14 protein-coding genes are annotated in these 13,902 nt (G+C 71.3%); 9 read left to right on the top strand and 5 right to left on the bottom strand.

What is annotated here, in order from left to right; genetic code table 11:
- Window positions 1–15 precede the first annotated feature (15 nt).
- Complete coding sequence (locus O3438_RS07585; RefSeq protein WP_269679260.1) at window positions 16–477, bottom strand: MarR family winged helix-turn-helix transcriptional regulator; 462 nt, start codon at window positions 475–477, stop codon at window positions 16–18.
- A 96-nt stretch (window positions 478–573) separates the two neighbouring features.
- On the opposite strand from O3438_RS07585, the gene O3438_RS07580 reads away from it, so the two are divergent.
- From O3438_RS07580 to urtE, 6 genes are all read left to right on the top strand, one after another.
- The gene (locus O3438_RS07580; RefSeq protein ID WP_269679259.1) at window positions 574–1,656 is read left to right on the top strand and encodes a substrate-binding domain-containing protein; all 1,083 of its coding nucleotides are present in this window, start codon (window positions 574–576) and stop codon (window positions 1,654–1,656) included.
- A gap of 434 nt (window positions 1,657–2,090) precedes the next feature.
- The gene (gene urtA, locus O3438_RS07575) at window positions 2,091–3,335 is read left to right on the top strand and encodes an urea ABC transporter substrate-binding protein (RefSeq protein WP_269679258.1); all 1,245 of its coding nucleotides are present in this window, start codon (window positions 2,091–2,093) and stop codon (window positions 3,333–3,335) included.
- A 75-nt stretch (window positions 3,336–3,410) separates the two neighbouring features.
- The gene (gene urtB, locus O3438_RS07570) at window positions 3,411–4,298 is read left to right on the top strand and encodes an urea ABC transporter permease subunit UrtB (protein WP_269679257.1); all 888 of its coding nucleotides are present in this window, start codon (window positions 3,411–3,413) and stop codon (window positions 4,296–4,298) included.
- A complete protein-coding gene (gene urtC, locus O3438_RS07565) occupies window positions 4,295–5,479 on the top strand; it encodes an urea ABC transporter permease subunit UrtC (protein ID WP_269679256.1) in 1,185 nt (394 codons plus the stop codon). The genes urtB and urtC overlap by 4 nt, the downstream gene beginning before the upstream one ends.
- Complete coding sequence (gene urtD / locus O3438_RS07560; RefSeq protein WP_269679255.1) at window positions 5,476–6,252, top strand: urea ABC transporter ATP-binding protein UrtD; 777 nt, start codon at window positions 5,476–5,478, stop codon at window positions 6,250–6,252. The genes urtC and urtD overlap by 4 nt, the downstream gene beginning before the upstream one ends.
- Window positions 6,252–6,944 carry an urea ABC transporter ATP-binding subunit UrtE gene (urtE, locus tag O3438_RS07555; RefSeq protein WP_269679254.1) on the top strand — a complete coding sequence of 231 codons (693 nt, stop codon included), beginning with the start codon at window positions 6,252–6,254 and terminating at the stop codon, window positions 6,942–6,944. Before urtD ends, urtE begins: the two co-directional genes overlap by 1 nt.
- Window positions 6,945–6,959: 15 nt before the next feature.
- Here urtE and O3438_RS07550 read toward each other — a convergent pair whose 3' ends face one another.
- Entirely contained in the window at window positions 6,960–7,994 is a 1,035-nt protein-coding gene (locus O3438_RS07550; RefSeq protein ID WP_269679253.1) for a LacI family DNA-binding transcriptional regulator, read from the bottom strand.
- Between the two features lie 134 nt (window positions 7,995–8,128).
- Here O3438_RS07550 and O3438_RS07545 point away from each other — a divergent pair, with 134 nt between their 5' ends.
- The 3 genes from O3438_RS07545 to O3438_RS07535 all read left to right on the top strand — a co-directional run bounded on the left by O3438_RS07545 (window position 8,129) and on the right by O3438_RS07535 (window position 11,892).
- Window positions 8,129–9,076 (top strand): LamG-like jellyroll fold domain-containing protein, encoded by a 948-nt coding sequence (locus O3438_RS07545; protein ID WP_269679252.1) that lies wholly within the window; start codon window positions 8,129–8,131, stop codon window positions 9,074–9,076.
- A 37-nt stretch (window positions 9,077–9,113) separates the two neighbouring features.
- Complete coding sequence (locus tag O3438_RS07540) at window positions 9,114–11,201, top strand: PQQ-dependent sugar dehydrogenase (RefSeq protein ID WP_269679251.1); 2,088 nt, start codon at window positions 9,114–9,116, stop codon at window positions 11,199–11,201.
- Window positions 11,202–11,409: 208 nt separating this feature from the next.
- Entirely contained in the window at window positions 11,410–11,892 is a 483-nt protein-coding gene (locus O3438_RS07535) for a molybdenum cofactor biosysynthesis protein (RefSeq protein ID WP_269679250.1), read from the top strand.
- Between the two features lie 42 nt (window positions 11,893–11,934).
- Here O3438_RS07535 and O3438_RS07530 read toward each other — a convergent pair whose 3' ends face one another.
- The 3 genes from O3438_RS07530 to O3438_RS07520 form a co-directional block, all read right to left on the bottom strand.
- Window positions 11,935–12,312 carry a nuclear transport factor 2 family protein gene (locus tag O3438_RS07530; protein WP_145781014.1) on the bottom strand — a complete coding sequence of 126 codons (378 nt, stop codon included), beginning with the start codon at window positions 12,310–12,312 and terminating at the stop codon, window positions 11,935–11,937.
- Window positions 12,313–12,415: 103 nt separating this feature from the next.
- A complete protein-coding gene (locus tag O3438_RS07525; RefSeq protein ID WP_269679249.1) occupies window positions 12,416–12,835 on the bottom strand; it encodes an ATP-binding protein in 420 nt (139 codons plus the stop codon).
- Between the two features lie 214 nt (window positions 12,836–13,049).
- Window positions 13,050–13,886, bottom strand: coding sequence for an oxidoreductase (locus O3438_RS07520; protein WP_269679248.1), 837 nt, complete (start codon window positions 13,884–13,886; stop codon window positions 13,050–13,052).
- Window positions 13,887–13,902 lie beyond the last annotated feature (16 nt).

Here is a 13,902-nt window from a genome sequence, read left to right as displayed (position 1 = left end):
GAACCGGTGCGCGGGTCAGCGGCGTGAGCCGGCGTCGGCCCGGTCGCCACGACGCGCCGGGTCGAGGCGGTCGACCAGGTCGTCGAGCCGCTCGACCAGGCCGGTGCCCGTCGGAATGCCCAGCTCGGCCAGGCTGGCCCGGACCCGCTGGTCGAGGCGTTCGTGCTCGCGTCGGCCGCGCGTCGTGAGGTACGCCCGGATCCGTCGACGGTCCAGTGGGTCGATCCGGCGGAAGACGAGGTTGCGGTCGACGAGGTGGTCGACAAGTTTGGTGAGGGTGCCCGGAGGCAGCGACGCCTCGGCGGACACTTCGCTCATCGGGTGACCCTGGCCGTCGGCGAGGAGGCAGAGCACCCGCCACGCCTCGATGGTCAGCGCGTCGTCGGCCAGCACGGCGCCCAGGCGGCGGGAGAGCAGCCGTTCGGCGCGGGTAAGCGAGCGCAGCAGGTCGGCTGGCGCCCCGGGCACGTCTGACATGCGACTCCTTGGTCCGGTGGCCCCGCCATGGTACCGAGGCGTCCCGGTCCGTGGTGAGCTCTGGCCTTCGGTCGTGGGTCGGGCAATCATGTGCTCATGTCTGCTCCGGCTCCGCCGTGGCTGACCGTCGACAGTGCCGTGGTCAGCATCGCGCTGGTCTATCCCATGCGCGGGCCGGGCGGGATGTTCGGCCCCACCTGCGAACTGTGCGCGCAGCTCGCGGTTGAGGAGATCAACAGCTGTGGCGGGGTGCTGGGTCGTGAGCTGCGGCTGGTGCCGGTCGACGGAGGTGCGCCTCCGGCCGAGGTGGCCGCCGAGGTCGAGGCGTTGGTGTCGGTGGGGGCCGTGCAGGGGGTGACGGGGTGGCACATCTCGTCGGTGCGCCAAGCGCTGGCGCCCCGCGTCGCGCACCGGGTGCCGTACGTATACACCGCACTCTACGAGGGCGGTGAGCGTACCGAAGGGGTCTTCCTGACCAGCGAGACGCCGGACGCCCAACTGTGGCCCGCGATGCGGCTGCTCGCGGGGGAGCAGCGGGTGCGTCGGTGGTTCGTGGTCGGCAACGACTACGTCTGGCCCCGCCGGACGGCACGGGCGGCGGCGCGGTACGCGGTGCGGGGCGGCGGGCAGGTGGTGGGCCAGCACTTCCTGCCGTTGGACGCGCACGACTTCGGCGAGGTGCTGCGGCGCATCGAGCACAGCGACGCGGACGCGGTGCTGATGCTGCTGGTCGGGGCGGACGCGGTGCGGTTCAACCGGGCGTTCGCCCGCTCCGGGCTGGACCAGCGCTGCCTGCGCCTGAGCACGCTGATGGACGAGAACATGTTGCTGGCCAGCGGGGCCGGCGCGACGCGTCGGTTGTACAGCACGGCGGGTTTCTTCGCCGGTCTGGTGACCCAGGAGAACCTGGACTTCCACGGCGACTTCGCCCGCCGCTTCGGGGTGGAGGCGCCGCCGCTGGGCAGCCTGGGGGAGTCCTGCTACGAGGGCGTGATGCTGCTCGCCGCGCTGATCGGCCGGGCCCGCACCCTCGACGTACGGGCCATCGAGACGGCGGCGGACACCGTGGCGTACCACGGGCCGCGCGGGCGGTTGCGGCTGCGCGGTCGGCACGTCCGTCAGCGCATCTATCTGGCCGAGGCCGACGGGCTCGACTTCACTGTGCTCGCCCAACTCTGACGCACCTCGCCCCGGAGCGGCCCGGTCCGGGTCGACCGGACCCTTGACAGCCGCACCCGACCCGGACCTAAGATACTTCCTGCGTGAAGGATCTGCCCTCGGGGTCGGATTCCGCCAATGCACGTCCCCGGTCGGTGAAATCGTCTCCCGGCCATTGTGGTGATTCTTTTTCCCAGCCTCTCTGAACGGCCGTAACCGTTTCTCCGACGGTGCCGGACGTCTTTTCGTGTGCGCCCGGCCGTCGGCGCGGAAACAGTCAATTAAGGACCGGGAAACACTCGCGCAATGATGCCGGTCGACGCTTTCGGTGCCCATATCCGAGTCGATGCCCCGGGTCGACGTCCACCCGTCTGCCCGGCATCGCCCACGTGAGCTCCACCGGACCGCACCGACCGTCCTTTCGCCACTTCCTCAGTGCACCGCAGGGAGAGTAGATGTCACTGTTCCCCGGCCGCCGCATCCTGGCGGGTGCCATGACCCTTTTCGCCGCAGCCGCGTTGACCGCGTGCGGCAGCAAGACCAGCGACGCGGGCACCGCGTCGGGCGTCACCGCCGACGTCTCCGGCGACACCGTCAAGGTGGGCCTGCTCAACTCGCTCTCCGGCACCATGGCGATCAGCGAGGTCACCGTCCGCGACTCCATCATGCTCGCCGTCGAGGAGATCAACGCGGCCGGCGGCGTCCTCGGCAAGAAGATCCAGCCGGTCGGTGAGGACGGTGCCTCCGACTGGCCCACCTTCGCCGAGAAGGCCGAGAAGCTCATCTCCGAGGACCGGGTCGCCGCTGTCTTCGGCTGCTGGACGTCGGCCAGCCGCAAGGCGGTCAAGCCGGTGTTCGAGAAGAACAAGGCGCTGCTGTTCTACCCCGTTCAGTACGAGGGGCTCGAACAGTCTCCCTACATCTTCTACACCGGCGCGACGACCAACCAGCAGATCGTTCCCGGGCTCGACTACCTCAAGGCGCAGGGTGTCAAATCGGTCTATCTGGTAGGCAGCGACTACGTCTTTCCCCGCACCGCCAACAAAATCATCAAGGCGTACGCGACCGCGAACGGGATGACGGTTCTCGGTGAGGACTACGCGCCGCTCGGATCCACCGAGTTCGGCACCATCGTCAACAAGGTCAAGTCGTCCGGGGCCGCCGCCGTGTTCAACACGCTCAACGGTGACAGCAACGTCGCGTTCTTCAAGGAGTACAAGTCCGCCGGCCTGACCGCCACCGCCATGCCCGTGGTATCGGTGTCGATCGCCGAGGAGGAGGTCAAGGGCATCGGCACCCAGTACCTGGAGGGTCAGCTGACCGCCTGGAACTACTACCAGACCACCCCAGGGGCGGCGAACTCGACGTTCGTGGCCGCGTACAAGGCGAAGTACGGCGCGGACAAGCCGACCAGCGACCCGATGGAGGCCGCGTACGTCGCCGTGTACCTGTGGAAGGCGATGGTCGAGAAGGCCGGCGCGTTCGACGTGGAGAAGGTCCGCGCCGCGTCCGACGGGATCACCTTTGACGCACCGGAGGGCCTGGTCACTGTGGACGGGAAGACCCAGCACATCGCCAAGACCGCCCGGATCGGCAAGATCGGCGCGGACGGTCTGATCACCGAGGTGTGGAACTCCGGCAAGCCTGTCGTACCGGACCCGTACCTCAAGACCTATCCGTGGGCGAGTGGCCTGAGCTGACGACGCCGGCCCGGGCGGGGCGTGTCGCCGCGCGCCCTACCCGGGTCACCCGACCAGCAGTTCGGAGACCCCACAGTGACAGTCCTCTTCGGTCAACTCTTCACCGGTATCAGCATCGGCGCGGTGCTGCTGCTCATCGCGCTCGGCCTCGCACTGACCTTCGGCCAGATGAACGTGATCAACATGGCGCACGGTGAGTTCATCATGGCCGGCGCGTACACCACCTACGTCCTCCAGCAGAGCATCACCGGGGCCGGCTGGTCGCTGGTGGTCGCGCTGCCGGTGGCGTTCGTGGTCGCCGGCACCATGGGCGCGCTCCTGGAGCTGCTGCTCATCCGCCGGCTGTACGCCCGACCGCTGGACACCCTGCTGGTCACCTGGGGTGTGTCGCTGATGCTGCAACAGCTGGCCCGGGACATCTTCGGCAGCCCGAACGTGCAGACCCGAGCACCGGAGCTGCTCACCGGCAACGTGGCGCTCCCCGGTGGGCTGACCATCGCCAACAACCGGCTGTTCATCCTGGCCCTCGCGGTGGCCGCCGTCGCGGCCCTCACGCTGGCGCTGCGGCTCACCCCCCTCGGGCGTCGCATCCGCGCGGTGGTGCAGAACCGGGACCTCGCCGCGGTGTCCGGCATCGCCACCTCCCGGGTCGACCGCACGACCTTCTTCGTCGGGTCCGGGCTGGCCGGGCTCGCCGGGGTGGCGCTGACCCTGCTCGGCCCGATCGGCCCGACGATGGGCACCAACCTGATCATCGATGCCTTCCTGGTGGTCGTGGTCGGCGGGATCGGCCAGCTCAAGGGCAGCGTGATCGTCGCCTTCGCCCTCGGCGTCCTCCAGGCCACCGGGGAGTACCTCACCACCCTCAGCGTCGCCAAGGTGATCGTGTTCGTGGCGATCGTCGCGTTCCTCCAGTGGCGGCCACAGGGCCTGTTCACCCTGCGGACCAGGAGCCTCGCATGACCGCCGTCACCCCCGCGCCGCCCAGCACCGCCGTCCGCCCCGCGCCCGCCGGCGCCGCACCACCGAACCCGCCGCGACAGCGGTCGCGGCTGCGCGCGGCGGCCGGCTTCGCGTTCGGCGCGGCGCTGCTGTTCGCCGTCGCGCCCCTGGTGCTGTCGGACTTCCGGCTGTCCCTGCTTGCCAAGTACCTCTGCGTCGCCATGGTCGCCGTCGGCATCGGGATCGCCTGGGGCAGGGGCGGCATGCTCACCCTCGGCCAGGGAGTCTTCTTCGGCCTCGGCGGCTACGCGATGGCCATGCACCTCAAGCTCGCCGACGCGGGCCCGGGTGGGATGCCCGACTTCATGCAGCTCTACGGGCAACTCGACGAACTGCCGCTGTGGTGGCGACCGTTCGCCAGCCCGTGGTTCGCGTTGCCCGCCACGGTGCTGCTGCCGATGGCGGTCGCCTTCGGGTTGGGCTCGCTGGTCTTCCGCCGCCGTGTCCGGGGCGCGTACTTCGCCATCCTCAGCCAGGCGCTCGCCGCCGCCATGGTGATCCTGCTGATCGGCCAGCAGGGCACCACCGGTGGCACCAACGGCCTCACCGACATCAAGGGCTTCTTCGGGTACGACCTGGACGACCCGGTCAACCAACGGATGGTCTACTTCGTCATCGCCGGCACCCTGTTGGCGTTGCTCGCGCTGGCCCGTCAGCTCATCCACAGTCGCTACGGCGAGCTGCTGGTGGCGGTCCGCGACGGTGAGGAACGGGTCCGCTTCCTCGGGTACGACCCGGCGTCGGTCAAACTCGTGGCGTACGTGGTCGCGGCCGGTATGGCCGGGCTGGCCGGAGCGCTGTTCGTGCCGGCCGTGGGCATCATCTCGCCGGCGCTGATCGGCATCGTCCCGTCGATCGAGTTCGTCATCGGCGTCGCGGTGGGCGGCCGGGCCACCCTGCTCGGCCCGGTGCTCGGCGCGGTGGCGGTGGCGTGGGCGCGTACCGCCCTCTCGGAACGGTTCCCGGGCACCTGGACGTACCTCCAGGGGCTGCTCTTCGTGGTCGTGGTGGCGTTCCTTCCCGGCGGCCTGGCGTCGCTGTGGGCGCTGGCCCGCCGCCGTGACGGCGCCGACGCACCAGCGCGGCGGTGGTGGTCACCACCGCGCCGACGACGCGCCGAGCGGGAGGTGACGACGGCATGAGCGGTGAACGGTTGGACGGGTTGTCCGTCCGTGACGTGCGGGTCAGCTTCGACGGTTTCACCGCCGTGGATGGCGTGTCCCTGGAGGTGCCCGCCGGTGACATCCGGTTCCTGATCGGCCCGAACGGAGCCGGCAAGACCACCCTCGTGGACGCGATCACCGGCCTGGTCCGGGCCACCGGTTCGGTCCGCTTCGGCGACGACGAGCTGTTGGGCCGCCCGGTGCACCGGATCAGTCGCCTGGGCATCGGACGGACGTTCCAGACGTCGGCGGTCTTCGAGGAACTGTCGGTGTTGCAGAACCTCGACATCGCGGCGGGCGCGCGGCGCGGCTGGACGACCCTGGCCCGCCGTCGGCGGGGTGTCCCCGACGACGTGGCGGCCGCGCTGGAGACCATCGGACTGGTCGACCGGGCCGACCACCTCGCCGGGACGCTCGCGCACGGCCAGAAGCAGTGGCTGGAGATCGGGATGCTGCTGGTGCAGGACGCGCGACTGCTGCTGCTCGACGAGCCGGTCGCCGGCATGAGCCACGAGGAACGCGACGCCACCGGGACGCTGCTGGAAACGGTGAGCCGGGACCGCACGGTGGTCGTGATCGAGCACGACATGGACTTCCTGCGCCGGTTCGCCCGCAGCGTCACGGTGCTGCACGCCGGACGCGTGCTCAGCGAGGGCACCGTGGCGCAGGTCCAGGCGGATCCGCGCGTGCAGGAGGTCTACCTTGGCCACCCGGTCGACGCCGGGTCGGCCCCCACCGGCCTGGAGGCATGATGCTGACGTTGCGTGCGGTGCACGCCGGTTACGGCCGCAGTCGGGTGCTGCACGGCGTCGACCTGGCCGTCCCGCCGGACGGGGTGGCGGCGGTGCTCGGGCACAACGGCGCCGGCAAGAGCACCCTGCTGCGGGTCGCCGCCGGGCTGCTGCGCCCGAGCGCCGGCACCGTCGAGCTGGACGGTGAGGACGTCACCCGCCTCGGGCCGCACGAGCGGGTGGCGCGGGGGATGGCGTACGTCCCGCAGGGCCAGCAGTGCTTCCCGCACCTGACCGCCGCGGAGAACCTGCGGTTGGTCGCCGACGGCCGGCGCGACGGCACGGTGGCCACCGCCGAGGTGCTGGACCTGTTCCCGGCGTTGCGTCCGCTGCTGCGGCGTCGGGCCGGGCTGCTCTCCGGAGGCCAGCGTCAGCAACTGGCCATCGCCCGCGCACTGATCACCCGGCCGAGACTGCTGATGCTCGACGAGCCGACCGAGGGCATCCAACCGTCGGTGGTCGCGGAGATCCAGGAACGGATCGTCGAGCTGACCCGGCAGTCCGGGTTCAGCGTGCTGCTCGTGGAACAGCACCTGGGTTTCGCGCTGCGCGTGGCGAACCGCTACCAGGTGCTGGAGTCCGGCCGGGTCACCTCGCACGGCGACGGGGGTGTCACGGCGGAACGCGAGGTCCGGGCGGCCCTGGCGGTGTGAGCCGGCGTCGACCGGTCAGATCCGCGCGGCGGGGCCGGTCGAGTCGCGCACGACGAGCAGGTGCCCGGTGGGGCGGCGACGGGGGCGTGTCGAGCGGGGTTTGAGGGCCAGGCCGAGTGCGGTACGGCCCATCTCGGTCATCGGCAGGCGGATGGTGGTGAGGCTGGGCGCGAGGTCGGCCGCCACGGACACGTCGTCGAAGCCGACGACGGACATCCGGGCGGGCACCGGCACCCGGCGGGACCGCAGCGTCGACAGAACACCCATGGCCATCGCGTCGTTGAGCGCGATGATCGCTGTCGTCTCCGGGTGCTCGCTGAGGATCTGCTCGGCGGCTGCCCGACCGCCACCGCGGGTGAAGTCGCTGTGCACCACGGCGAGGTCGTCCGGGGAACGTCCGCGCTGCCGCACTGCCGACGACACTCCGGCCAGCCGGTCGGCGACAGTGGTGAGACCGGCGCTGCCCGCGGCGACAGCGATCCGCCGATGGCCGAGATCCATCAGGTGCTGGGCGAGCGCGTGACCGCCGGCCTCGTTGTCCGGCAGGACGGCGTCGATGCCGAGCGCGTGCCGTCCGATGGCGGCGGCCCGCCCGCCGTGGTCTTGGAACGCGGCCAGCTCGGCGCGGGCGGCCACCTCCGTGCGGGGGTCGTCGTAGCCCGACCCGCTGATCAGGACGATGCCGACCCGCTGGGCGATCAGGTGCCGTAGCTGCTGCAACTCGTAGCCGGGGTCGCGGCCGGACTGGCAGATCTGCACGAGCAGCCCCTGTTCGGCAGCGAACTGGATGACCCCGGCGGAGATCTCGGCGAAGTACGGGTCGTCGATCTGGTGGACGATCAGCCCGACTGTGGAGCTGGCCCCGCTGGCCAGCGTGCGGGCGTACGGGTTGGCGACGTATCCCAGGTCGTGGGCGATCTGCCGGATCCGGTCGGCCACCTCGGCGCTGACGCCCTCGCGGCCGGCGAGAGCCCGGGACGCGGTCGCCAGCGAGACGGCGGCGTGTGCGGCGACGTCCACGAGGCGCGGCCGCTGGCTGGCCCTGGGCATCGGCAAACCCTCCGAGAACATTCATGTCACCCGATCTATTGCGAGTGACATTCATCGAAGCCTAGGGTACGTAAGCGCTTACGTAAGCGCTTACGTGACCGGCATCCGGCATGCCGCGAAACGAGGTGACAGCGATGTCCAGGGCTCGACGAGCGGCGGTCTCCCTCCTGGCGATCGGCGCACTGACCGGCGCCGGGGCGCCACCGGCGCAGGCGGAGCGCACCATCTCGCACGACGTCCACCCGGCGCTGCGCGCGCACCTGGTCGCCGCGTACGACTTCGACCACCCGGTGCTCGGCGACCCCGCGCTGGAACGTGACCAGGGCCGCTCCGGCACCGAGATCGAGCTGGTCAACGGCGGGGCCGCCATGCGGGTGCCCGACCGTGCCTACCGGGGCAGCCGCAACGCGCTACAGACCAGGCAGGTCGACCCGGCCGTGGCCGGCAACGACGACTGGAAGGCGGGCACCTGGTCGGCGAGCGGAGTGCGGACCCTGCGCGCCTTCAGCGGCACGGCGGGCACCAGCGTGCTGGGCTGGTTCAAGCTCGCCATGGACAGCCCGCTGCCCAACTCCACGACCGCCGACCCGGACGACCGGTACAACGCCATCGGGCTGGCCGGCGTCCTGACCGGCGACTCCGACGGCCACGGCGTCCGGGCCCTGCTGGAGCTGATCGACGTCGACGGGCGACTGCGCCTGGTGGCACTCGGGCGGCGACTCGACGGCGGCAACTCGCAGACCTTCGCCGCCAACAGCGACTGGCGCGAGCTGCTGCCGGTGGGGGAGTGGGTGCACCTGGCGGCCACCTTCGACTTCGACACCGGCGCCCTCGCCCTCTACCGCAACGGCGAACCGGTGGACGGCTTCTACACGCGCACCGACGACCCGTGGCTGGTGTCGGGGCCCGGCCCACACGTGACCACCGCCTCCGACCCGCGCGGCATCAAGATCGGCGGGAGCTTCCCCCAGAACACAGTGGAACGTAACCCCTGTGACTGCCGCATGGACGGCCTGATGTTCCTCGACACCGTGGTCTCCGCGAGCGACGTGCGGAGGCAGTATCGCCACCTGGCCCGCTGACCACCCTCGGCACCGTCCCACCGAGAAGGAGACACGCGTGCTCATCACCCACCGCCGTCGATCCGGGCTGACCGCCGGCCTCACCGCGCTTGCGCTGGTCCTGTCCACTCTCCTCGCGCCACCCGCCCGCGCCGCCGACGCCGTCGACGACCCGATCCCCGAGACGCCGATCCAGTCCCGGATCGGGCTGGTCCTCAGCGAGTACGCCAGCCTCCCGCAGTCGTACCCCACTCCGGCCCCGACCGACCCGCGGCTCATGCGGACCGCCCGGATCAACACGGTCATGGAGCTGCCCGACGGCTCCGGCCGGCGGGCGGTGCCCGACCTCAACGGCAACCTCTACCTGGTCGAGAACGGTGTGCCGCGCGTCTACCTGGACGTGGCCGCGACGTTCGCGCCGCAGTTCTTCTCCGGCCGGGGCCTGGGCCAGGGCTTCGGGTACGTGGCCTTCCACCCGGAGTTCGGCGTCAACGGCCGGTTCTACACCATCCACACCGAGTTGGCCTCGACGACGACCGCCACACCGGACTTCGCCCAGCCCAACACGCTCTTCCACGGCGTCATCACCGAGTGGACGGCTAGCGATCCGGCCGCTCCGGCCTTCGCCGGCACCCACCGTGAGGTCCTGCGCATCGGCTTCGGCGGCCAGGTGCACGGCATCCAGGAGATCAACTTCAACCCCACGGCCAAGCGCCACGACCGCGACTACGGGCTGCTCTACCTCGCCGTCGGCGACGGCGGCCAGGGCGCCCGCAACACCGACCCACAGAACCTGGCCCTCCCGCACGGCAAGCTGCTGCGGATCGACCCCCGGGGCACCAACGCGGCCAACGGGCGCTACGGCATCCCACCCCGGAACCCGTTCGTCGGCACCGCCGGGGCCCTCGGCGAGATCTACGCCCTGGGCTTCCGTGACCCGCACCGGTTCAGCTGGGATCGGGCCACCGGCCGCATGTACCTCGGGCACATCGGCGAGCACGCCGTCGAAGCGATCTACGAGGTCCGCGCCGGCGACAACTTCGGCTGGAGCGAGCGCGAGGGCTCCTTCGTCTTCGACAAGTCGGCCACGAGCCCCTGCGACCGACTGCTGCCGTTGCCCGCCGACGACGACAGGTACGGCTACACGTACCCCGTCGCCGCGTACGACCACGACCCCGCCCCGGGCTGGAACTGCACCGACGACGTCGGCGTCGCGGTGGCCGGCGGCTTCGTCTACCGGGGACGGACGCTGCCCGCGCTGCGCGGCAAGTACGTCTTCGGTGACCTGGTCGACGGTCGGGTGCTCTACACCGAGGCGAACGAGATGCGGCGCGGACGCGGCCTGGCCCCGATCCACCAACTCGCGCTCTTCGACGCCGCCGGCAACGCGGTCCGGATGCGCGACCTCGCCGGGCCGGGCGCGCCCGGCGACCCCAACCGGGTGGACCTGCGCTTCGGCACCGACGCCGCCGGTGAGCTCTACCTGGTAGCCAAGGCCAATGGGAAGATCTGGAAGGTGACCGGCACTCGGGAGTTCGCCGGCGGCGACGTCGGCGACACCACTGTGCGCCGCACCGCCGGTGCTTCCAACTGGGCCCCGGTGACCCCGTCGAAGTGGCAGTTCACGGGCGACCAGGTCATCCTGGCCGAGGCCGGGGAGAGCCGGCCGGGCCCGCGCCGGCCGTTCGAGTACGCAGTGCTGACCGCCGGCCCGGCGTGGTCGTCGGTGCAGGTCGACGCTCGGGTGCGCCTCGACACGCCGGTGGAGGTCACCAACCGCGACGTGATCGTCGTCTTCGGGTGGCGCTCGGACACCGAGTTCTACTACGCCCACCTCTCCACCGACAACACCATCTACCCGCACAACGGCATCTTCAAGGTGGACAACGCCGACCGGGAGCGCATCGACCACCAGTGGAACGGTCGGTCACGGGGCGCCAACCCGGCGATCACCGATGCCGACTGGCACCGCGTACGGGTGGTGCACCTGCCGTCCACCGGCGAGATCGCCGTCTACGTCGACGGGCACAAGGACCCGCTGCTGACCGCGAAGGACACCACCTTCGGCTCCGGGCGGGTCGGCTTCGGCTCGTTCGACAACGTGGGTCGGCTGCGCAACCTCACCGTCACCGGCACACCAGCCTGAACGGAGTCGCGGTCGGGTCGGCCCGCCAGGTCGATGTGCTGTCGAGCGGTATACCGCAGAGGTATGAATATGACTCTGCGGTATACCGCTCGCTACCTGACCCCGCCCCCGGCTGAGGTGACCGACGGTGACCGGCCGCCGCGTCCGACGGCCCGGTCGTCCGTCGACCTGCCCCGCGGCGCCCTGTCCGCTTCGTACAATTCCTGCCATGCCGGAGATCGTCGAGTTGCTGGCCTCGCCCGTGCACCGCTTCCTGGGCCGGCCCGCCGACGGTCCGGCGCCGGCACCGCCCGGTGAGGTGGTCGACGCGGTGCGGATCCGGGCCGGCCTCGGCATCGTCGGCGATCGGTACTTCGGCCAGCAGGCACACCGCGACGCCAGCGTCACGGTCATCGCCCAGGAGTCGCTGCCGGCCGGCATCGGCCTGGCCGAGGTCCGCCGCAACATCCTCACCACCGGGATAGCCGTGGACGAGCTGATCGGCAGGGTGCTGGTGCTGGACTCCGGAGACGGCCCGGTCAGTCTGCGGGTCAACCGGGCGGCCCGACCCTGCGCCTGGATGGACGTCACCGTCGGACCGGGCACGTGGAAGGCACTGCGCACCACCGGCGGCATCCGCTGTACCCCACTCAACGACGGCACCCTGCGCGTCGGGCCGATCGAGGTCAGCATCGAGCGGGTGACCGCCTGAAGTCAGCCGTCGACGTGGTCGAGGAGGTGACGACGGCCCGGGTCAGACCGGGCTGATGTGCGCGGCGAGGACCCGCCAGCCGTGCGGGTCGTCGTGGATCCAGGTGCGGGTGTAGCGCAGGCGAGCCGCGAACGGCGCGCCGTCGACGGTCCCGGCCACCCGACCCAGGAAGAACGTCACCCCGGTCGACCCGACGACGAGAAGGTCCAGCTCCTCCTCGACCAGCTCCCGCACCACCGAGCGGCGCTCCCGGTGGGCCGTCAGGTCATCCTGCTTGGTGTACGTGCGGCCGTCCGGGCCGACGCAGATCAGCTGGTCGACAAGCAACTGGTCGAGGGCGTCGGCGTCGCCGGCCCGCTGGGCGGCCTGCAGGGTGCGCTCGGCGTCGAGCAGCTCTGCCTCGCGTGCGCTGTCCGGCATCGTGGCGTCCTCCCGGTCGGGCCGACCCGGTCCCCAGTCGGGCCGGTCTGTCCGCATTGTGGCAGCTCCCCACGCGAAGGAGGGCGTGGATCGCCGCCGACGTTCACAGGGCCAGGCGAATCCGTACGACGGTCTCCCCGGCGCTGGTGAGCACGGCGACCTCGTCGCAGATCTGCTCCACGATCGCCAGCCCACGCCCTCGTACCGCGTCGGTGGCCGGCATGCTGCGGCCGAACGTCCGCGTCGGGCCCTGGTCGACGACGTCGCAGAACAGGTGGCCCGACTCGGCCCAGAGCAGGACCCGGCCCCCGCCGGTGGTGTGCTGCAACGTGTTGGAGGCCAGCTCGCTGACCGCCAGCGTCAACACCTCCACCCGGTCCGGTGGCAGCCCTCGGGCCAGCGCGGTGGCGCTGACGAACGCGCGTAGAGCCCGCACGTCGGTCGCCACCCGGTACGTCATGGTGTCCGCGAACTGGGCGGGGGCGCTCTGCTCGATCACGGTGTCCCGTCGTTCGGCCGGCATCAGCCCTCCGGTCGCGGGTCGCCGGCCAGCGCCACCACGATCGGGCCGATCGCCCTGGACGTGCGAGCCCCGAAGTGCGCCATCGGACAGCAGCAACCCTTCTCGTGCCGGAGCCGTTGTCGCCACATCATGTCATCCGCGACGCCGCGCCCGTTCGTCCGTTCGGCGGTCGCTCACCTGCGGGCCGGCCCGAACCACCTCATCGGTCCGGTACTCAGGGGGCCGCGTCGAAGGCGACGGACTCGCTCAGCTCCCGCCACCGCGCGTCGGACGCCGCGAGGGCCTCGGCGGCCGCCGAGGCGGCCGCCACCGCGTCGGTGCCGAGCAGCAACCGCAGGGGCGGGTCGTCGACGGTGGTGATCCGGATGATCGCCTGGGCGGCGCGTGCCGGGTCGCCCGGCTGGTTGCCGCTGCCCTGACGCAGCCGCTGCACGGCCGGGTCGATGACCGGGCGGTACGGTTCGCTGATCGGGAGCTCACTCATCGACGAGCCCGCCCAGTCGGTGCGCAGCCCGCCCGGCTCGACGCTGGTGATCCGGATGCCGAACGGCGCGACCTCCCTGGCGAGCACTGCGGAGAAGCCGCTGACCGCCCACTTGGCGGCCTGGTACGCCCCCAGCCCGATGCTGGCGACCCGGCTGCCGACGCTGGAGACCTGCACGATGTGCCCGCGCCCCTGCTCCCGCATCGTCGGCAGCGCGGCGCGGGACAGGTTGACCACCCCGTAGAAGTTCGCGTCGATCTGCGCGCGGAAGTCCTCCTCCGAGATGTCCTCGATCGCGGCGACGTCGGCGTACCCGGCGTTGTTCACCAGGACGTCCAGGCGCCCGAACCCGTCCACGGCGGTGCGGACCGCGTCGCGCGCGGCGGCCGGGTCGGTGACGTCGAGAGCTATCGGTTGGGCCTGGTCGCCGTACTGGTCGCTGAGGGCATTCAGCTGGCTGGGGTTCCGTGCGGTGGCTACCAGTTGGTCGCCGTCGGCCAGCACGGCCTCGGCGAGGGCCCGGCCGAGACCTCGGGTGCAACCGGTGATGAGCCATACTCGCGGCACGTCGTTTCTCCCGTCG

Source organism: Micromonospora sp. WMMC250, from assembly GCF_027460215.1.
GTDB classification, from domain to species: Bacteria; Actinomycetota; Actinomycetes; order Mycobacteriales; family Micromonosporaceae; genus Micromonospora; species Micromonospora taraxaci.
Note: the sequence above shows the minus strand (reverse complement) of the source record. Positions and strands in the feature narration are given on the sequence as shown.